Source organism: Maritalea sp., assembly GCF_051251695.1.
In the GTDB taxonomy this organism is placed as follows: Bacteria; Pseudomonadota; Alphaproteobacteria; order Rhizobiales; family Devosiaceae; genus Maritalea.
The window spans coordinates 24683-43526 of sequence record NZ_JBPOEU010000011.1 but is presented as its reverse complement, the minus strand read 5'-3'; the positions used below and the strand labels follow the sequence as shown (position 1 = coordinate 43526).

The window sequence follows — 18844 nt, the reverse complement described above, 5'->3', positions numbered from 1 at the left end:
GGCAACTATTTCGCAAACTAAACGCAAATCTTGTGTTTGAAGGTTGACTTTGGTACGATTTCACCAGATTTTACGCGCATAATTAGATTGGTTTCACAAAAGAAGGATAAGTCACCATTCGTCGTCCACAAAGACCCGTGCAGCCCCAAAAAGATGGGCCACGCTCAAATCGAGAAATTACGTCCGCAGATGTTCAGCTCATTGATGAAGAAGGCACCAATCACGGTACGGTAAGTACACGCGATGCGATGGAGCGTGCCCGTGATGCTGGCTTAGACCTGGTTGAAATTTCACCAAACGCGAAACCGCCGGTTTGTAAAATTTTGGACTTGGGCAAGTATAAATATGCTGCCCAAAAGAAGGCGGCTGAAACGCGCAAAAAACAAAAAATCATTGACGTCAAAGAGGTCAAGATGCGTCCCAATACGGATACGCACGATTTTGAAGTTAAAATGCGCAACGTTGTGAAGTTCTTGGAAAATGGCGACAAAGTAAAAGTCACCATGCGTTTCCGTGGCCGTGAAATGGCTCACCAGTCCCTTGGCTTGCAACTGCTTCACAAAGTACGCGACCAAGTTACAGAAATTTCAAAGGTTGAAGCACAACCGAAAACTGAAGGTCGGCAGATGATCATGATCTTGTCGCCAACAGCGACCAAATAGGTCCAATTTCAGTTTTGAACGATTTAAGCGGGCTTTCGGGCCCGCTTTTTGTTTGCCGGGTTGATATTTAAATCCAACCGCGCCACGTTTGATCTCAAACGAACAATTCGGAAGGAGGGACAGGCCAGTGGTAAAACAAATGTTGCGCTATGGGCTCGTGCTCGGCGTCTTGTTGGGCCTGTTTGAATTTCTACGACGCGCCAACGCTGTCCGCATTCTGAACGAGCAGGCTTATCTGGGCATAATTGCGCTGGTGTTCTTGATTGGCGGGTTTGTCCTCGCGTGGTCTTTTGCCAAAGGGCAAAACAAACGGGCGCGTCGCGGGCCCGCCAAGGTTGGGAACAATTTGGATTTGAGCGGCCGAGAACGTGATGTCTTATCTTACTTGGTCCATGGATATACCAATGCCGAAATCGCCCAATCACTCGGCGTGACCCAAAATACGGTCAAAACCCACATCAAAAATCTATTTCAAAAGCTTGATGTTTCAAACCGCACTGAGGCGGCAGCCGAAGCCAAAATACTCGGAATTATGGAATAATCACCCTCTGCTCACCCATTCGAGTGAGGACAATTTCCCCTTTATTTGCCATGCTTGCTCAACGCAGTTGGTTAGTGGAGCAGATAAATGACAAATTCGATCGTACGTTGGGGATTAATATGTGGGGCGGTCATGACCGTGTTTATGTACGTGCCCCAGATTTTCATTTTTGGTGACAAAATAGAAAACTTTGCCGCCGCTGAAGTGGCTGGCTATATTGGAATGGTGGCCGCGTTGTTGGTTATTGTACTGGCCATTAATTCCCATTTTAAAGGCGCTGGGCCAACGGTTTCCATTTGGCAGCGGCTAATGCTTGGATTAGGCATTACGCTTATCGCAGGGATAATATTTGGTCTATCCAACAACATCTATACAATGTGGATCAATCCAGACTTTATAGATAGTTATTACGATTATTATGTGTCGAACCTGTCCGTACAAGAAGGTCCTGAATATGACAAGGCGGTCGCTGAAGCACTGGCGCAACGCGAGATGTTCGGCTCACCGTTTATGATATTCCTCGTGATGGCCGCAACGGTTTGGATGATTGGTATCGTCGTTTCAATTTTGGCAAGCGTTGGCCATTGGTATTTAACGCGTCGCAACTCAACATTAAGTGCATAAAGGAAATAACATGGAACGTGAATTGGAACTTGGGCGTTTTTCAGTAAGTTTGAACGTTAAGGATCTTGCTATCTCCAAAGCCTTTTATCAAAGCCTGGGCTTTGAAGTCGTGGCCGGTGTTGAGGAGCAAAACTGGTTGGTACTGGCCAATGGCAATGCCAAGGTTGGTATTTTCCAAGGTATGTTCGAAGAGAATATTATGACGTTCAATCCCAAAGATATTGGGCCCATCCACAAAAAGCTTGATGAATTGGGGATTGAATATTCGCGCCAAATGGGAGGGGTTGATTATCCCAAAATGGCGGCTTTTAAAGATCCTGATGGCAATGATATTTTAATTGACCAGCACGACGCGTGATGAAATAGGTTTAAAGTAGAGATTCAACACTTGCATATTCGATTTTGTGTGATTATAAATCTCAACTTCAAGCGGGTCGGCCGGCCAAAGGGTATGCCGAGTTGATCCATAATGCTGAACCCCGCTAATGGTGTTAAAACCAAAAGCAACAAGAAGGACGAGCAAAATGCCCAAGCTAAAGACAAAGTCTGGCGCGAAAAAGCGCTTTAAAGTGACTGGCACTGGCAAAGTCATGGCAGCAGCTGCAGGCAAACGTCACCGTTTGATCAGCCATAACGGCAAATACATTCGCCAAAATCGTGGAACCAGTGCGATGTGCGCACAGGATGCACGTACGGTGAAAAAGTTCATGCCCTACGCCTAATAACGACTTTTAAGGAAACTATTCCATGTCACGTGTTAAAAGGGGCGTAACCAGCCACGCCCGTCATAAAAAAGTAATCAAAGCCGCTAAAGGCTATTACGGCCGTCGTAAAAACACCATCCGCATTGCCAAGCAAGCGGTTGAGAAGGCCGGTCAATATGCATATCGCGACCGTAAGGCGAGAAAACGTAATTTCCGCGCTTTGTGGATCCAACGTATCAACGCTGCCGTGCGCGAACACGGCCTAACATATGGTCGATTTATCGACGGCCTCAGCAAGGCTGAGATTGCGGTAGATCGTAAAGTGTTGGCCGACTTGGCAGTGCGCAACCCAGAAAGCTTCAAAGCTTTGGTTGACGCATCAAGAGCAGCTCTTGACTACCTCAAAGAAGTTGACGCCGTTACCCACGATCGGGTTTCAGCTTAAAGCTTTCTCCTCATTCTATCTGAGGCCGAATTAAAAGCCTTGTGCCGCCCCTTAAAGGGTGGCGCGGGGCTTTGTGCGTTTGTAAAAGACTTGGTGCGTTTGTAAGGTGCGCCACGAATCTTGAGAATAGTTTTACAAAAGAACCCGTTGGCTCAACAAAGCCAAAAAATGCATTTTGAGGGGACAGAGGTCCAACATGAACGACGCCATTTCGCTTGATACGCTTCGCGATCAAATCACCGCCGATATTGAAAATGCAAATGACGAAAAAGCGCTTGATGCAGTGCGCGTCGCTGCCTTGGGCAAAAAAGGTTCTGTTTCTGGGCAGTTAAAGTCCTTGGGCAAAATGACACAAGAAGAGCGCCAAGCTGCAGGGCCAGCCATCAATGGTTTGAAAAATGATATGGCGGCGCTGATTGAGGAAAAATCTTCAATTTTGAAAAAGGCTGCGCTGGAAGCACGTCTAGCTTCCGAAAAAGTCGATGTGACTTTGCCGCTCCAGCCCGGACCGATGCAGCGCGGTTCAATCCACCCTGTTTCTCAAACACTGGATGAGATCACGGCGATTTTCTCAGACATGGGTTTTGCTATCGCCGAGGGCCCAGACATTGAAACCGACTATTACAATTTCACGGCACTGAACTTCCCAGAAGGTCACCCGGCGCGCGAAATGCACGATACGTTTTTCATGAAAGCCAAGCCAGAAGTTGAAGGCGAAAACACTAATGGCGGCAAAATGGTGCTGCGTACGCACACCTCACCGGTTCAAATCCGCACAATGGAAAGCCAAGAGCCACCAATTCGTGTGGTGATTCCAGGCCGTACTTATCGCTGCGACAGTGACCAAACCCACACGCCGATGTTCCATCAGCTTGAAGGTTTGGTGATCGATAAGTCGTCACACATTGGTCAATTGCGCTGGGTTCTAGAAGAGTTCCTAAAAGCCTATTTCGAAGTCGATAACGTCAAAACCCGTTTCCGCCCGTCCTTCTTCCCGTTCACTGAGCCGTCGATGGAAGTTGATGTGCAGTGCGACCGTTCTGGCAAGGAAGTGAAAATCGGCGAAGGCAATGATTGGCTTGAGATTTTGGGCTGCGGCATGGTCCACCCAAATGTGATCCGCAATTGCGGTCTTGATCCAGACATCTACCAAGGTTTTGCTTGGGGCATGGGCATCGACCGGATCGCCATGCTGAAATACGGCATGCCCGACCTACGTGATTTCTTTGATGCGGATCAGCGCTGGATGGAACATTACGGCTTCCGTCCACTTGATCTACCGACATTGTTCGGGGGCCTGTCATCGTGAACTGGGAATTGCTTGGTCTTGTTGTTGCTTTGCTATCATTGGGTGTATCGCTTTTTACGTTTTGGTACACAACGCAACGTCAAGGCACAGTTATGATGACCAAACCTGCTGTGTACTTTTTTGGGTACGATACATCTCCCGGTCGTCCGGATCCTAAAGTATTCTTTAGATCATTACTCTACTCGACTTCAAAACGTGGTCAACTGATTGAAAGTATGTTTTTACGGGTGCAGAGAGGTGAATCAGCACAGAATTTTTCCATTTGGGTTTATGGGGAAAGGGCGGATTTGAAGCGTGGTAGTGGACTGTTTGTAAGTGAGGATGGGGTTGCCGCTAACCATCATTTTTTGCTGGCACCGGATCAAGCGGAATACATATTTCAACCCGGAACATATAGTGTGGAAGTACATGCTCTAGTTGTTGGGCGGAAAGAGCCTCGACTGCTCCAGAGAACTGAATTGTCTGTTTCTGCACTACAGGCAGAGGCATTAGGTTCTAGAAACTCGGGGGTTTATTTCGACTGGAGCCCTGATGCCGGTAGCTATTACTCACATGTCGATCGTAAGCACAATCCAAGTTTTAAAGGTGCTTTGAGTTCTTTAGTCGAAACTTTACCTAGTGAGTCAGATTCGTTGGAGGGGAAGTAATGTCCTCAACGTCGAGCGATATAGACGATACCGTCTATATCGTCACAGACATTGAAACAGATGGCCCCAGCCCGTTGCGTAACTCAATGCTGAGTTTTGCATCTGTGGCGATGAATCGCCGTGGCGATTTTTTGGGTGAATTTGAAGTGGTGTTGGAGCCGCGCGCAGACCGTGCGTCGGATCCAGAAACCATGCAGTGGTGGGAAACAGAACCCGAAGCCTATAAAGCGGCAACAACCAATGCGCTTCCGCCAGAAAAAGCGATGGCAGAATATGTCAACTGGGTTGAAAGCTTTGACGGGCGAAAGGCATTTGCGTCTGCGCCGTTGATTTTTGATGGCCCATTTGTCGACCATTATCTTGATCAGTTTGCCAATACGCGCGTTTTTGGTGGGCCGGGCAAGCAGGCGCGGATTTTTGCTGGTGGCGGGGTAGATATCTATTCTGTTGCAGGCATGGTGGCCAATGCCCCCCATGAAAATTGGACGACGCGCGGCATCCCGGACAGTTGGATTGGCAATCAACCACACACGCATTTCGCAATTGATGACGCGCGGGGCTTTGCGCATCTATTGAAGCGGTTTTTTATTGTTGGTGGGTTGGCCGCGAAATATCGGAACCTTGAATGCGCAGAGTTTGGCGATGGGCAAGAATTGCGCGATGCGCTTGTAGAGCTGATCGTTTCAGGTAAAAAAACAGCCACCTGCGGCTCATTCGCCATTTATGAAGAAGAAGGTGAGCCTCTGCCAAAGGTTGGCGAACGATTTATCGTGCCCGATTGGGCGGGCAATCCAAAATGCATCATTGAAACAATTTCAGTTGAAGTGAAACGCTTTGACGAAGTTGATCAAGATTTTGCGCGAGCCGAAGGCGAGGGGGATTTGTCCTTCGCATTTTGGCGCGACGCGCACATTGAATTTTTCACCCGCAATGGCGGGTATTCACCAGATATGAAACTTGTTTGCGAACGCTTTGAACTAATCGAAGCCTTCGAACTAGAGACAACAAAAGAGTAGACCGATGAAATTCACAATTGATTGGCTCAAAGATCACCTGGATACCAATGCGTCCAACGATCAAATCATTGAAACCCTCACTATGATCGGCCTTGAGGTCGAAGAGGTTGAGGACCAAGCAAAAGTGCTCAAAGACTTTACGGTCTGCGAAGTTATCTCGGCAGAAAAACACCCCAACGCCGACAAATTGCGCGTCTGCATGGTCAATACGGGCTCAGGCGAGCCAGTTAAGGTTGTGTGTGGCGCACCAAATGCGCGCACCGGCTTGAAGGGCGTCTTTGCCTCAGTTGGCACCTACATTCCGGGCACCGACTTTACCCTATCAAAAGGCAATATCCGTGGTGAAGAAAGCAACGGCATGTTGTGTTCGGAACGCGAATTGCTGATTTCAAACGAGCATGACGGCGTTATCGATCTGCCCGAAGACGCACCGGTTGGCACCAAATATGTCGATTATGCAGGCATTGATGATGTCGTTGTGGATATTGCGATCACCCCAAACAGGGGTGATGCAACCAGCATTTACGGCATCGCGCGTGATCTGGCTGCTGTTGGCATTGGTGAACTTAAAGACGGCGCGGTGAAAGCAGTTGCGTCAACCCTGGATGGGCCCGGCGACATTTCCGTTGAATTTCGCTTCGACAAAGGCGAACCCCAAGCATGTAAAATGTTTGCGGGTCGTTTGTTCAAGGGCGTGAAAAATGGGCCTTCGCCGGAATGGTTGCAAAAGCGATTGATCGCGATTGGCTTGCGCCCGATTAACGCGTTGGCGGATATCACCAACTATATTTCTTATGATCGAGGACGTCCGCTACACGCCTATGATGCGGACAAAATCAACGGTCAGTTCCATGCGCGAAACGCAAAACCTGGTGAAGAGCTTGTTGCACTAGACGGCAAGACCTATGCGCTGGATGGAACCATGTGCGTACTTGCTGACGACAATGGACCATTGTGTGTCGGCGGCATTATGGGGGGCATGGAAAGTGGCTGTTCTGCTGAAACGACCAACATATTCATGGAATGTGCGTGGTGGGAACCACTTTTGATCGCTCAGGCTGGTCGCAAAACAGGCATCGTTTCTGATGCGCGTTATCGTTTGGAACGTCATGCTGATCCAGAGTTTGTGTTGCCGGGCATGGAGCTTGCAACCAAAATGATTTTGGAAATTTGCGGTGGCGAAGTTCATGACACTATTGTCACCGGGCACGTAGAGGCACCAGAGAAAATTATCGATTTTCCTTTGGCGGAAATCACCCGTCTCACAGGCCTTAAAGTGCCGTTTGCCGAAGCAAAAGCTATCCTGTCCCGTCTCGGATTTTGGGTTGCAGGCAGTGGCGACGTGGTGAAAGTCAACGTGCCGTCTTTCCGACCTGACATTGAAGGCAAAGCCGATTTGGTGGAAGAAGTGATGCGTATTGTTGGCGTCGACAAAGTGCCGGTTGACCCGCTTCCACGTCTATCGGGTGTTGCACCTAAAATGCTGACGACCATCCAAAACCGTCGTCGCATTGCGCGCAGAACACTCGCTGCCCGGGGCTTCCACGAAGCGGTAACGTGGTCATTCATTTCTGAAAAGGAAGCCAACCTGTTTGGTGGCGGCAGTGAAGAACTGAAGCTGGAAAACCCAATTGTTTCCGACCTGACTGACATGCGGCCATCTCTATTGCCGGGTCTTTTGGCAGCGGTCGGTCGCAACGCAAATCGTGGATTTAGCGACGTAGCGTTATTCGAGATTGGGCAAGTATTTAAGAGCGACAAAATTGACGGTCAGCTCAATTATGCGACAGGTGTTCGTGCCGGCACTGCCAAATTTGCCCAGGTCGGGCGAGACTGGCAAGGCAAAGCAAACAAGGTTGATGTGTTTGACGCCAAAGCTGACGCACTAGCCGCGCTTGACGCGTTGGGTATGGATGTCAAAAACATCCAAGTGGTCGCAGAGTCAGCTGACTGGGCTCACCCCGGCCGCGCTGGCCGTCTGCAATTGGGCCCCAAAATGATCCTTGGATGGTTCGGTGAATTGCATCCAGCTTTGGTCAACGAACTTGATCTTTCAGGTCCCGTTGTTGCCTTTGAACTTAATCTGGATGCTATACCTGCGCCGCGCAAAAAAGCCAGCAAGGCAAAAGGGGCGTTAGATATTTCTGACCTCCAGCCAGTTCGTCGTGATTTCGCCTTTGTTGCGGACAAGGATGTCGAAGCCAACAAGTTTGTCAAAGCGGCCAATTCTGCAGACAAGAAGTTGATCCAATCCTCATCAATCTTTGATGTGTTTGAAGGCGAACATGTCGGCGAGGGTAAAAAGTCTGTGGCGGTCGAAGTATTGATGCAGCCTCGACAAAAAACGTTAACCGACGAAGAAATTGAGGCGGTGAGCCAAAAAATTATCGCAGCGGTTGAAAAAGCAACCGGCGCAAGCTTGCGTGCCTGATTTGATGTTGGAAAAAGGTGGCAACCGAAAACACAATAATATTGTTGACCGAGTTCTATTGGTAGGCTTGTTGGCCACGACATTTATGTTGCCAACAATGTTTGGCTCGATTTCCATCATTCTTGCATTGCTGTTGGCACTCATCGGGGGACTATACGGCCTTACCAGATTGAAAGGTGTTGGAAATTTTGTTTGGCAGCCAACGCTAACGATGTTGCTGCTAAGTTTTGTATTGCTAGCCGTCGTCTCGGCTATCAGTGCGAATAAGATCGCCGACCTTTCATTTCTGGTCAGTTTCTTAGGGTTGGTTTTACCAATTCTGCTGTATCAATTCTTACGTTTGTTACCGTCGCCGCTTACATTTTCTCAGATCGCAAAGTTTTGTTTGATAGGATGTTCGCTCGGGCTGATTTTTGCATTTGCACAACGTTTTGAGCTAGGCATTGGACGAACTGTCGCAATCGCTGCTGGATCCAATGCGGTGGCTCGTGTCGCTGTTTTGTTGGGTCTATTAGCTCTTACAGGTTTGGCTTTGGAAGGGCGGGCGGTAAAGAAGGTTTATTTACTCGCCCCAATTTTTGCTGTCGGAATTGTTATGCTTACTGGGTCACGTGGTGCACTAATCTCATTACCTGCATTGTTTTTGATTGTATTTCTTTTTGCAGCACCCCTCATGTGGGCTCGAGCTAAGAAGCTGTTGGGGGCACTTGTCATCGCTGCGGTTGCCGGAGCTGTAATTCTTTACACACTTAATCCATTTGGTTTTATTAGCCGGTCGATAAATACGGTTTCGGTGCTTTTGTCTGGCAACGTTCCAGGTAGCTCATCCGAGCTTCGTTATGAAATGTTAGTCGGGGCATGGGAGGCTTTCCACAATTCGCCGATAACAGGATATGGCTGGTTCGGGCTTTGGGATGCGCTCATTGCAAACCATAGCAAGCCAGAAATGTTTGCATCTGTGAAACAGTATTTTAGCTATCACAATGACTTGGCAGATTTTGCAGTTGCTGGTGGCTTGGTCGGAGTTTGCATATACATATTGCTTATTGGCGCTCCGGTTTTGAACCTGATGCTCGACAAAGAACTCCGCACCAATCGTACGGCTGCATATGCACTTATCATTATCCCAGCTAGTTATTTGTTGTTCGGTCTCACCGATTTTACATTTGGCTTCGATTTACTGACCACCCTTTATGGATTCAGTCTTGCCTTTGTTTTGGCTGTAGCCAAGTCCCCCACAGTTCAACTTAGGGTGAGTTGAATTTTTAAGATGTTCGTGGGACAAGCGAATAACAACCACCTCCTTTTCTCGTATGGGTTCCAACATGCCAGCCATTAAAAAAGAAGACTTTATCCAATCCATCGCTGACGGCTTTCAGTTCATCTCCTACTATCACCCGCTGGATTACGTGGAAGCAGTGGCCAAAGCCTATGAGCGCGAGGAAAACCCAGCCGCTAAAGACGCGATTGCACAAATCCTGACAAACTCACGCATGTGCGCTGAGGGCCATCGGCCAATTTGTCAGGACACCGGCATCGCGGTCGTGTTTTTGGAAATCGGCCAAGATGTGCGCTGGGATACAGACACTACCATCGAAGAGATGGTCAATGAAGGCGTGCGCAAAGCCTATACTGGCGTTGATGACAACTTGCTTCGTGCCTCAATTTTGATGGACCCGGCCGGCAAACGCAACAATTCAGGCGACAATGCTCCGGCAGTAATTCACTATGAAATGGTGGCTGGTGATAAGGTTGATGTAACCGTCGCGGCAAAAGGTGGTGGTTCAGAAAACAAAGCCAAATTGGCAATGCTCAACCCGTCTGACGATATCGTTGAGTGGGTGCTAAAAACCATTCCGACATTGGGTGCTGGGTGGTGTCCTCCGGGCGTTTTGGGTTTGGGTATTGGTGGCACGCCAGAAAAGGCCATGTATATGGCCAAAAAATCTTTGATGGCACCGGTGAATATTCAAGAGTTGATGGATCGTGGCCCGAACTCAACAGCCGAAGAATTACGGCTTGAACTGTTCGAAAAGGTCAACGCGCTCGGTATCGGTGCGCAAGGACTTGGCGGGCTAACGACCGTTGTGGACGTCAAGGTGCTGGACATGCCAACCCACGCCGCTTCGAAACCAGTAGGGCTTGCGCCCAACTGTGCGGCCAACCGACATGTGCATTTCACGCTGGATGGCACAGGTGCCGCGGATCTAACGCCGCCACCGCTTAGCGCATGGCCAGACATTGGTTGGAAACCTTCGTCTCAAGCAAAGTCGGTTGATCTAGGCTCTTTGACCAAGGAAGAAGTGGCCACTTGGAAACAGGGTGATCGGTTGCTTCTAAACGGCAAAATCCTCACTGGTCGCGATGCCGCGCACAAGCGCATTCAGTCTCTTTATGAAAGCGGTGAAGGCTTACCTGAGGGTGTAGATTTCACCGATCGCGTTATTTATTATGTGGGGCCGGTTGACCCGGTAGGCACAGAGGCGGTTGGCCCTGCGGGTCCAACCACAGCGACCCGCATGGATAAGTTCACCGAGATGATGCTCGATAAAACCGGCCTTGTTGCGATGATAGGCAAAGCGGAACGCGGTACCGAAGGACTTGCAGCCATCAAGAAGCACAAAGCTGCCTATTTAATGGCAACCGGTGGTGCGGCTTACTTGATTTCCAAGGCAATCCGTTCCTCTCGCGTTGTGGCGTTTGAAGAGCTGGGCATGGAAGCGATCTACGAATTTGACGTGAAAAACATGCCCGTCACCGTCGCCGTCGATTCAACAGGCGAGAGCGTACACAATATTGCCCCAGCGATCTGGCGCAAAAAGATCGGTAAGTTGCCAGAGCTCGTTTAACAGCAAATCAAATTGGAGCGGTTGGCGCTTAATAAATCGCCAGCCGCTTCATCATCTCCCAGACGTTTATCGCGACATCGCCCTTGTGGGTTTGGCCCGTCTTCTTGAGCTCTCGTTCGACATGCCAGCCGTTCCGTTCATAAAATCGACGTGCATTTTCATTGCCGGTGAGACAGTTCAGGCTAGCGATTATTGTGCCTTCGGCGGCCAATTTTGCTTCACCTAGAGCGAGTAGTTTTTCGCCCAACTTCTGTCTCCGAAACTCTTTGTCGATAAAGAGTTGGGAAATTCTGCTGTCATGGGCAACGATGAGGCCAATAATGTTGGCGGCCTCAACGGCGACAATGATATTTGGATAGAACTCGTCAATGCGCGCTTGCATGAAGCGGACATCGCGAAATTTCGCGATGTCCGGATGTTGGTATGGGGCCTGAGTTTCGTGCCATATCTTGTGATAAAACGCGCTGAGTGAGGTCAGTTCGCCTGGTTTTGCGACACGAATTTCCATTTGTTGCCCCAGAGTTCTCTTTAGCCTAACGCAGCCAGCCGCCCGGCTGAGGATGCAAATCCATCATGCCGCCTTTTGCAGCATTATCGATGATGCTCAACTCCTCTGCGGACAATTCTAGATTGCTAAGCGCACCAAGATTGTCTTTGAGTTGTTCTAATGTACGCACCCCAATGAGTGCCGATGTCATTTCACTGCGCCGCAACGCCCACGCGAGGGCCAATTGAACAAGGGTTTGTCCACGTTGGTCTGCTAATTCTTGCAATCCATCAACAGCAGCCAGAACGCCTTCTTCCATATGCCGACCAAATAGCGATGATCCGGGTTCGGTTGCGCGGGTGCCAGTTGCTTTATCCTTGGAATATTTGCCGCTCAGAACGCCCTGTGCCAAAGGCGAGAATGCAATGCAGCCAACGCCCAGTTCACCCAGTGTGTCCAAAGTGCCGTCATCTTCAATCCAGCGGTTCAAAATAGAATAGCTAGGTTGGTGAATGGTGAGGGGAACGCCCATTTCAGCCAAAATACGATGTGCTTCTATTGTTTCTTTTTGAGGGTAAGAGGATACGCCTACATATAGCGCTTTGCCTTGATGGTAGAGCGAAGCAAGGGCGCCCATTGTTTCTTCAAGTGGTGTTTCAGGATCGAAACGGTGGGAGTAAAAAATGTCGAAATACTCGACATTGCAGCGTTTTAAACTTTGGTCGCAACTTGCGATGAGATATTTACGTGAGCCAAACTCGCCATAAGGGCCAGGCCACATGTCATAGCCCGCTTTGGACGAGATGATCATTTCATCCCGATAGGGTGCGAAATCGCGTTCCATCATTTGCCCGAATAATTCTTCGGATGAACCCGCTGGCGGGCCGTAATTGTTGGCCAAATCAAAATGGGTGACGCCTTGATCGAACGCATAACCCAAAATCTCAAATGCACTTGGATAATCGCGTGTGCCACCAAAATTTTGCCATAGGCCAAGACTGATCGCTGGGAGCTTTAGCCCAGAGCGCCCTGACCGGCGATATTGCATATTGTCGTAACGATTATCGGCAGCGCGATAAGCCATAACACATCTCCACTTTTGAACCTTTTGGACCAACTAATCTAGCTGTACCACTTGATACCCAATATCATATTGGAGCAACTCCAAGGCAAACGCTAAATTCAACAATTGGGGTGCGGCTCTATTGCACTTGGCTGTGGGCGCAAGTTTTGGTAAACCCCGATCATAAATTGCCAAATATCAAAGGTCTTCAAATGTCTGCGTTCAAGGTTGTTGCGCTTTATAAATTTGTCTCATTGCCAGATTATATAGATTTGCGTGAACCCATTTATGACTTTTGCAATCAGCACGGGATTAAAGGTGCGCTGTTATTGGCCGAGGAAGGCATTAACGGCACGGTTGCGGGCACACCTGCTGATATAGATGCACTAATGGATTATTTGGCGCGCGGTAACCTTTTTAAAGGGCGGTTCAAAGGCGGCGAAGTTAAGTATTCCGATGCCCAAGAAATGCCTTTCATGCGTATGAAGGTGAAATTGAAAAAAGAAATTGTAACCTTGCGCGCGCCTGAGGCGGACCCAACAAAAAGTGTTGGCACCTATGTGGAGCCCGAGGGCTGGAACGACATCATTTCTGATGATGAAACCGTGGTGCTCGATACACGCAACGATTACGAAGTGGCAATTGGCACCTTTAAGGGTGCGCTCGACCCACAAACCGAGAACTTCACCCAGTTCAAAGACTTTGTTGAAAAGAACCTCGACCCCAAGAAAAACAAGAAAGTCGCGATGTTTTGCACCGGTGGTATTCGGTGTGAAAAAGCGTCGTCCTATATGTTGGCGAAGGGCTTTGAGGAAGTTTACCACCTTAAAGGTGGTATTCTGAAATATTTGGAAGAAACGCCAAAAGACACCAGCATGTGGAACGGTGAATGCTTTGTTTTTGACGAACGCGTTTCTGTCGGCCACGGTCTTGTTCAAGGTGAATTGGCGCTGTGCCGGGCGTGCCGGTTTCCGCTGACGCCTGAAGATATGCAACATGCTGATTACATTGAAGGCCAGCAATGTCACCATTGCGCTGCGACGATCACTGAAAAAGGCCGAGCGCGCGCAGCTGAACGTGAAAAGCAAATTCGCCTAGCGGCTGAGCGTGGGCAAGAACATATTGGCGATCAAGCGGCCAAGTTTGCTGAACAAAACAAACAGCAAATGAAAGATTTGCGCGAACAGCAGCGCCGTTTGAACGAAAAGTCAAACCAAACAGGGTAGCATTTTTAAGTGATGATGCCAGCGTCTCGAGCTGCCTGAATTTGTCCGCGACTAATCGGCAATTGGGTGTCGTCCTGCATTTCAACGGCGTAGTTGCCACCTTTTTTCACAACTCTCTTTATGCCGTCTAACGCGATCCAGTGGGAACGGTGAATTTTGAGGCCGTTAATGCCGGTGGTTTCTTTAAGCGCGTCGCTCATGCGCATAAGGATGAGCTCGCTGCCACGCGCTGTTACAACGTTCACATAGTGATCTTGCATCGAAAGATAAAGCAGCGGACCACGGTTTTGCACTTGCAGCCGGGCAAGCAATTCAATTTGTTGAGGTGTTTCTGGGTTGTGTTCGCGCACAAACAATACATGCAGTGCCGCGACGCATATGGATATCAAAATGCAATAAACGGCCGTCAAAATACCTGAAAACCCTTTGAGCTCCCAGTCACCCAAAATAGCAGAATTCACCACATAGACGACCAGAGATACCAAAATTCCAGATCCTATACCGGAACAAATAATCATTAGCCAAACATTGGGGTTTTTGTATTTTTGTAAGATGAGATTGACGACGAACCCACCACCAAATGAGCCTGCTGCATATCCCAAAAACACCATGCCCAGCCAATATGCAATGCGGGGGAGTGGTCGAAAAATGTCAAAGGTTGCAAACGGTCCAACCAACCCCAACATGATCCCCAATATGAGCATCGCGGTAAGCGGTTTGGCCGTGGTGAACATGGTGCGCGTTTCACGAAGCGCCAATTGCAGTGCATTACCGATCACGTACCAGCCCCTTCATTCACGAACATAAGATTGCCGACGTGATTTGTGCCGTCTTAATTCCCCAAAAGCAAGTGACGTTAAAATTTTCTTTGTCGGTAGGGAATGTGATGATGAATTTACCCGTATTTTTTGAAGTGCCCATGGCGGTGCAAATACACATGGTGTGCGCCGTAACCAGTCTCTTTTTAGGCTTCTATATGCTCGTGAGCAAAAAGGGCACCAAGTTGCACCGCACGCTTGGTAAGGTTTGGGTCTTAACGATGTTGGGGGCTGCAATAAGTGCCGCGTTCATTCATCAGATACGTATGATTTGGATATTCAGCCCCATCCATATTTTCGTGCCCGTTACTTTGTTTGGGCTTTTTGAAGGCGTGCGACATGCGCGAGCTGGGCGGATTGACGCCCATAGGGCCTCGATGCGTTCAATGTATTGGGGCGCATTATGCATTCCATTCGCATTTGCTCTTGCACCGAACCGCGTACTTGCTGTGATTTTTGGAACAAAAGACTTGGAGTGGATACCTATGGCAATCGTTGCAACAATTGTATTGAGCGTTGGCGCTTACTATCGATGGGAAGGTTTTTGGCTAAAGACATTTAGTGCCATCAATGGTAGATAAAAATATCCTGGTTCGGTGATTTTGACCTGTATTTTTGTAAGGAATAGTAATGCTACAAAAACTGAGGAGTATTTTGTCGAGGCGTCATGTTGCGCTCAAATTTGGCGACGGAGATTCTATACATCCCACAGATATTGTGCATGACACTCAGGCGAGTATTGAGGACATTTTTTATTGTTTTCGCCTCATTTTGGGTCGGTCGCCCCATTCGGAAGAATGGGCGGGCCATTCTGCAAGAGCAGGCGAAAATCTTGGCGACATTGTGCGCACTTATATCAACTCTCGCGAGTTTGGTGACCGAAAGATGCTTGAGGCGCGGGAAAACCAAACCATCGTCAAGCGGCACAATGGGCGGTTCCATATCTGGGCAGACCCTCAAGACACAGTTATTGGCAGCCCCAGTCTGACGGGTAGCTATGAACCTCACGTGACAAATTTGATTGAAAACACGCTCAACGATGGAGATTTGTTCGTCGACGTTGGTGCCAATATTGGCTATTTCTCGCTCGTCGGGGCTCTTGCGGTGGGGCCGACTGGCCGCGTAGTAAGCGTGGAGCCAAATGCAGAAAATGCGAAACTACTGCTCTTAAGTAAAGCTGCAAATGAGCTGGACAACATAGAGGTGGCTCAGGTTGCTGTGAGTAAAAAAATTGAGCCAATCATTCTGCACGCCGGATTGGGAAATGGATCAACCTCAAGAATTAGCGACTATGAACACATTCACAATGCCAAATTGGTTCCCGCAATTCCGCTTGACTACATTTTAGCTCAACGAACAAAGCCCGTTCGTCTTATTAAAATTGATGTTGAAGGGTTTGAATTTGTGGCGCTGTCTGGCGCGCAATCCGTTATAAACGATGATCGCCCGGACATTATTTTTGAGTTTTCGGCTTCTGACTTAGTTGAAACAACACCATCTGCGTTTCTCAATTGGTTTGCTGAATTGGGTTACGAATTGTCACCAATTCATGAAACTGGCGAACCTTTAGTGCCCACAACAGCAGAAGAAATAATGGCCGTATTTGAGGCAAAAAAATCCTCTCATATTGACGTTTTAGCAACTCATAAAGATCGGTCCTCAGCTATCTGATCAGCAAAAGCAATAAACGCGTCACGATGGATTTTTTTCGGGTCGTGTCGGGAAATTGAATAAAACCCTAAAAGCATTAAATAAAGCTGGTTGGCGAGAAGGGTGGCTTGGATTGGGTTGTGGCCAATGGAGAGCAGCAGCTGTTCAACATACTCAACCCGTGCGTTTTCGGCCGTTCTAATGCGATCGGCGACCCAGCCTTCTTGGCCAGCCCAAGCGCGTAATGCACCCTCTATTGCGATTGTGTCCAACTTCATAATTTCAGTTTGCACAGCGGTTTGGGCCAGTGCGCGAAGCTGCTCGTTCGGGGATAAGTCGGTGTCATCCAGTTCTATGATTATTCTTTTGGTGCCCTCTTGCTCCCAAAAATCTAGCATCTGTTTGTGTAGTGCTGGGCGATCAGCGAAGTGCCAATAAAAAGAACCTTTTGTGGTGCCCAAATCCTTTGCGAGCCGCTCCACGCGAACGCCTTCGATACCTTCTTCGCCGAGCGTTTTAAACGCAGCAACAATCCAGTCAACTTTCGTGTGCTTTGCTTTGCGTCCCATTGGAAACTCCTGCCTGCGACGATTTTACCATACGCTAACGTATTGAATAATCGGCCGCGATCGTTTAGATACGTTTGCGTATGTTATGGCAAGGAGCCAAAGAGATGAATAGTTTTTTCAAAAATGCTAACAAGTGGCTGATCGCTGCCGCGTTGATTTCGTTTGCAACGACCGGGCTGCATGTGGTCGGCGGGACACCTGAAATCATGGACCCATTATACGCGTCAAATGCGCCGGAGCTGAGCAAAGGGATTGCACAGGTAATGTGGAACCAGATCACTTTGCTGTTGATCGTGGGTGGCGTGGTTTTATGGCGCGCTGCGTTTAAGCCTCAGATCGCAATTGAGTTGTCCCTCACCATCACAGCACTAAACATTGGGATTACAGGCTTGTTCATTGGCTCAGGCATTTCGCTCTTTGGCGATATCGGGACCATGCCGCAATGGACGCTTTTTTTGACCATGGCGATTTTAACGATCATTGGCCTTATGCGGGCAAAGAAAACGGCCCCAATTTGAGGCCGTTTCCAAAGTCTAATGAAGAGCGAAAGCCTTAAAGGCCCATGCAGTTCGCATAGTAAGTTGTTGTTGCAGGCCAATCAGAGAACACGCCTTCAACACCAACTTCTTGTGCCAAGACATCAAGAACTTCAAATGTTACGCCATCATTATTGGTGGCGTCTTTAATGGACTGAAAGTACCAACCGCCGCCATTTGCCAACGGACCGGAACGCTCAAGCGTCCAAGTGATCAATTTAAGACCAGCCGCTTTTGCTTCTTTGGCATAAACTGAAGGAACGATCTTTTCGCCTTCAAGATCAACAAGCATCCACATTGGTGGTGCAATGTAGTTCACGCCCTTATCAGCCAACTCTTGCATGCTTATGCCGTATGTTGATGGATTGCGGAAATCAAAACCTTCAACGTCATAACGGCCATCAAGATAAACGGCTTGCTTGCCAAACTCAGGTTCGTTTTCGATCCAGTACAACACGTCATCAAGCAAGAAGGATTGAGCCCAAACATCAGATGCTGGAATGCCAGCAGTCTTATACTCTTCAATCATTTTTTGCGCATAGTCAGCTTGGCTGAACTTGCCTTCGTAAGGCATATCAACGGAAGGGGTCTTAAGTTCTGGGGTGAACTTGCCACCAAGCGACTGGATCAATTCAATGCTCTGCGCATGGGTCATTACAGTGCCATGCGTTGAATAAAGGTCGGTGCGGTTGTTAGAAGTGCCGGCCATATATTCTTCAACGGTGGTGCCCCAAACATTGGAGCCATCCATTTTGCCGTTAAGGGTCAAAAACTCAGCCAATGTAATGTCCGAAGTTGAACATGTTGCACTGGCCTTTACGCCATTTGCAGGGTCGGCTGGAGTGAACGGCGTTGAACATTTAGCAGCCAATTCAGGGCGTGCCAAAATGTCCGTCGTGGTGTGCAAGTCGCTTTGTGAGTGACGGCAAACAAGTTGTTGGTCTGCGGTGAAGGCCACATCACATTCGATGATGCCTGCACCTTGACGTGCAGCTGCAACGTAGCTTTCTTTTGTGTGCTCAGCGAACTGCAATGCTGCGCCACGGTGGCCGATTGAAAAAGTGCTTTTGGCAAATGTGCCATTTTCGCAGGCAGCAAGTTTGTCTTTCAAAGCACTTGGTTTCATGGCGTCCACAAGGAACATTGGACGTACGCCAACTTGCGCACTGTGCATTCCATGATTGTCAGAAAATGCGGCAGGTGCAGATGCGGCAATAAGCACACCCGCAATCAATGCAGAAATAGTATGGTTCATTTGGGAACTCCG

21 protein-coding genes are annotated in these 18844 nt (G+C 48.6%); 16 read left to right on the top strand and 5 right to left on the bottom strand.

Annotated elements, in window-relative coordinates; translation table 11 throughout:
- Positions 1 to 116: 116 nt before the first annotated feature.
- The 12 genes from infC (at position 117) to ACSHWX_RS08205 (ending at position 11228) form a co-directional block, all read left to right on the top strand.
- On the top strand, positions 117 to 662 hold the full coding sequence (infC, locus tag ACSHWX_RS08260) for a translation initiation factor IF-3 (RefSeq protein WP_435667820.1): 546 nt from the start codon (positions 117 to 119) through the stop codon (positions 660 to 662).
- Positions 663 to 789: 127 nt separating this feature from the next.
- Positions 790 to 1203 (top strand): response regulator transcription factor, encoded by a 414-nt coding sequence (locus tag ACSHWX_RS08255; RefSeq protein WP_435667730.1) that lies wholly within the window; start codon positions 790 to 792, stop codon positions 1201 to 1203.
- Positions 1204 to 1290: 87 nt separating this feature from the next.
- Positions 1291 to 1827 carry a DUF4199 domain-containing protein gene (locus tag ACSHWX_RS08250; RefSeq protein ID WP_435667729.1) on the top strand — a complete coding sequence of 179 codons (537 nt, stop codon included), beginning with the start codon at positions 1291 to 1293 and terminating at the stop codon, positions 1825 to 1827.
- 10 nt (positions 1828 to 1837) lie between these two features.
- Positions 1838 to 2185, top strand: a complete 348-nt coding sequence (locus ACSHWX_RS08245; protein WP_435667728.1) for a VOC family protein — start codon at positions 1838 to 1840, stop codon at positions 2183 to 2185.
- Positions 2186 to 2351: 166 nt separating this feature from the next.
- Positions 2352 to 2549: a 50S ribosomal protein L35 gene (rpmI, locus tag ACSHWX_RS08240; protein ID WP_284363272.1), complete on the top strand. Its 198-nt coding sequence runs from the start codon at positions 2352 to 2354 to the stop codon at positions 2547 to 2549.
- Between the two features lie 25 nt (positions 2550 to 2574).
- A complete protein-coding gene (rplT, locus tag ACSHWX_RS08235) occupies positions 2575 to 2976 on the top strand; it encodes a 50S ribosomal protein L20 (protein WP_435667727.1) in 402 nt (133 codons plus the stop codon).
- A gap of 196 nt (positions 2977 to 3172) precedes the next feature.
- On the top strand, positions 3173 to 4285 hold the full coding sequence (gene pheS, locus ACSHWX_RS08230) for a phenylalanine--tRNA ligase subunit alpha (RefSeq protein WP_435667726.1): 1113 nt from the start codon (positions 3173 to 3175) through the stop codon (positions 4283 to 4285).
- The gene (locus ACSHWX_RS08225; RefSeq protein ID WP_435667725.1) at positions 4282 to 4932 is read left to right on the top strand and encodes a hypothetical protein; all 651 of its coding nucleotides are present in this window, start codon (positions 4282 to 4284) and stop codon (positions 4930 to 4932) included. The genes pheS and ACSHWX_RS08225 overlap by 4 nt, the downstream gene beginning before the upstream one ends.
- Complete coding sequence (locus ACSHWX_RS08220; RefSeq protein WP_435667724.1) at positions 4932 to 5948, top strand: ASCH domain-containing protein; 1017 nt, start codon at positions 4932 to 4934, stop codon at positions 5946 to 5948. Before ACSHWX_RS08225 ends, ACSHWX_RS08220 begins: the two co-directional genes overlap by 1 nt.
- Positions 5949 to 5952: 4 nt before the next feature.
- Positions 5953 to 8379: a phenylalanine--tRNA ligase subunit beta gene (pheT, locus tag ACSHWX_RS08215; protein ID WP_435667723.1), complete on the top strand. Its 2427-nt coding sequence runs from the start codon at positions 5953 to 5955 to the stop codon at positions 8377 to 8379.
- Positions 8372 to 9640, top strand: coding sequence for an O-antigen ligase family protein (locus ACSHWX_RS08210; protein ID WP_435667722.1), 1269 nt, complete (start codon positions 8372 to 8374; stop codon positions 9638 to 9640). The genes pheT and ACSHWX_RS08210 overlap by 8 nt, the downstream gene beginning before the upstream one ends.
- Positions 9641 to 9704: 64 nt before the next feature.
- Complete coding sequence (locus ACSHWX_RS08205) at positions 9705 to 11228, top strand: fumarate hydratase (protein WP_435667721.1); 1524 nt, start codon at positions 9705 to 9707, stop codon at positions 11226 to 11228.
- Between the two features lie 28 nt (positions 11229 to 11256).
- Here ACSHWX_RS08205 and ACSHWX_RS08200 read toward each other — a convergent pair whose 3' ends face one another.
- Together ACSHWX_RS08200 and ACSHWX_RS08195 are read right to left on the bottom strand one after the other, a co-directional pair.
- Complete coding sequence (locus ACSHWX_RS08200; protein ID WP_435667720.1) at positions 11257 to 11736, bottom strand: N-acetyltransferase family protein; 480 nt, start codon at positions 11734 to 11736, stop codon at positions 11257 to 11259.
- Between the two features lie 25 nt (positions 11737 to 11761).
- Entirely contained in the window at positions 11762 to 12799 is a 1038-nt protein-coding gene (locus ACSHWX_RS08195; protein ID WP_435667719.1) for an aldo/keto reductase, read from the bottom strand.
- Positions 12800 to 12990: 191 nt separating this feature from the next.
- Between ACSHWX_RS08195 and ACSHWX_RS08190 the strand changes: the two genes are divergently transcribed.
- Entirely contained in the window at positions 12991 to 14004 is a 1014-nt protein-coding gene (locus ACSHWX_RS08190; RefSeq protein WP_435667718.1) for a rhodanese-related sulfurtransferase, read from the top strand.
- A 5-nt stretch (positions 14005 to 14009) separates the two neighbouring features.
- Here the strand turns inward: ACSHWX_RS08190 and ACSHWX_RS08185 are convergent, their stop codons facing one another.
- A complete protein-coding gene (locus tag ACSHWX_RS08185; RefSeq protein ID WP_435667717.1) occupies positions 14010 to 14783 on the bottom strand; it encodes a LytTR family DNA-binding domain-containing protein in 774 nt (257 codons plus the stop codon).
- Positions 14784 to 14893: 110 nt separating this feature from the next.
- Between ACSHWX_RS08185 and ACSHWX_RS08180 the strand changes: the two genes are divergently transcribed.
- Positions 14894 to 15403 carry a DUF2306 domain-containing protein gene (locus tag ACSHWX_RS08180; protein ID WP_435667716.1) on the top strand — a complete coding sequence of 170 codons (510 nt, stop codon included), beginning with the start codon at positions 14894 to 14896 and terminating at the stop codon, positions 15401 to 15403.
- Between the two features lie 49 nt (positions 15404 to 15452).
- Positions 15453 to 16493, top strand: coding sequence for an FkbM family methyltransferase (locus ACSHWX_RS08175; protein ID WP_435667715.1), 1041 nt, complete (start codon positions 15453 to 15455; stop codon positions 16491 to 16493).
- Here the strand turns inward: ACSHWX_RS08175 and ACSHWX_RS08170 are convergent.
- A complete protein-coding gene (locus ACSHWX_RS08170; protein ID WP_435667714.1) occupies positions 16466 to 17041 on the bottom strand; it encodes a TetR/AcrR family transcriptional regulator in 576 nt (191 codons plus the stop codon). The two genes, ACSHWX_RS08175 and ACSHWX_RS08170, sit on opposite strands and share 28 nt — an antisense overlap.
- A gap of 104 nt (positions 17042 to 17145) precedes the next feature.
- Between ACSHWX_RS08170 and ACSHWX_RS08165 the strand changes: the two genes are divergently transcribed.
- Positions 17146 to 17559, top strand: a complete 414-nt coding sequence (locus ACSHWX_RS08165; protein WP_435667713.1) for a hypothetical protein — start codon at positions 17146 to 17148, stop codon at positions 17557 to 17559.
- A gap of 34 nt (positions 17560 to 17593) precedes the next feature.
- Here the strand turns inward: ACSHWX_RS08165 and ACSHWX_RS08160 are convergent, their stop codons facing one another.
- Positions 17594 to 18832, bottom strand: coding sequence for a glycerophosphodiester phosphodiesterase family protein (locus ACSHWX_RS08160; RefSeq protein WP_435667712.1), 1239 nt, complete (start codon positions 18830 to 18832; stop codon positions 17594 to 17596).
- Positions 18833 to 18844: the final 12 nt, after the last annotated feature.

Excerpts from the sequence above, each read along its gene's own strand:
- ACSHWX_RS08250 (WP_435667729.1), top strand. The coding sequence starts at position 1,291 with ATGACAAATTCGATCGTACGTTGGGGATTAATATGTGGGGCGGTCATG.
- ACSHWX_RS08175 (WP_435667715.1), top strand. The coding sequence starts at position 15,453 with ATGCTACAAAAACTGAGGAGTATTTTGTCGAGGCGTCATGTTGCGCTC.
- ACSHWX_RS08190 (WP_435667718.1), top strand. The coding sequence starts at position 12,991 with ATGTCTGCGTTCAAGGTTGTTGCGCTTTATAAATTTGTCTCATTGCCA.
- ACSHWX_RS08180 (WP_435667716.1), top strand. The coding sequence starts at position 14,894 with ATGAATTTACCCGTATTTTTTGAAGTGCCCATGGCGGTGCAAATACAC.
- ACSHWX_RS08200 (WP_435667720.1), bottom strand. The coding sequence starts at position 11,736 with ATGGAAATTCGTGTCGCAAAACCAGGCGAACTGACCTCACTCAGCGCG.
- rpmI (WP_284363272.1), top strand. The coding sequence starts at position 2,352 with ATGCCCAAGCTAAAGACAAAGTCTGGCGCGAAAAAGCGCTTTAAAGTG.
- ACSHWX_RS08195 (WP_435667719.1), bottom strand. The coding sequence starts at position 12,799 with ATGGCTTATCGCGCTGCCGATAATCGTTACGACAATATGCAATATCGC.
- ACSHWX_RS08165 (WP_435667713.1), top strand. The coding sequence starts at position 17,146 with ATGAATAGTTTTTTCAAAAATGCTAACAAGTGGCTGATCGCTGCCGCG.
- pheS (WP_435667726.1), top strand. The coding sequence starts at position 3,173 with ATGAACGACGCCATTTCGCTTGATACGCTTCGCGATCAAATCACCGCC.
- ACSHWX_RS08245 (WP_435667728.1), top strand. The coding sequence starts at position 1,838 with ATGGAACGTGAATTGGAACTTGGGCGTTTTTCAGTAAGTTTGAACGTT.
- ACSHWX_RS08170 (WP_435667714.1), bottom strand. The coding sequence starts at position 17,041 with ATGGGACGCAAAGCAAAGCACACGAAAGTTGACTGGATTGTTGCTGCG.
- rplT (WP_435667727.1), top strand. The coding sequence starts at position 2,575 with ATGTCACGTGTTAAAAGGGGCGTAACCAGCCACGCCCGTCATAAAAAA.
- ACSHWX_RS08160 (WP_435667712.1), bottom strand. The coding sequence starts at position 18,832 with ATGAACCATACTATTTCTGCATTGATTGCGGGTGTGCTTATTGCCGCA.
- ACSHWX_RS08220 (WP_435667724.1), top strand. The coding sequence starts at position 4,932 with ATGTCCTCAACGTCGAGCGATATAGACGATACCGTCTATATCGTCACA.
- pheT (WP_435667723.1), top strand. The coding sequence starts at position 5,953 with ATGAAATTCACAATTGATTGGCTCAAAGATCACCTGGATACCAATGCG.
- ACSHWX_RS08205 (WP_435667721.1), top strand. The coding sequence starts at position 9,705 with ATGCCAGCCATTAAAAAAGAAGACTTTATCCAATCCATCGCTGACGGC.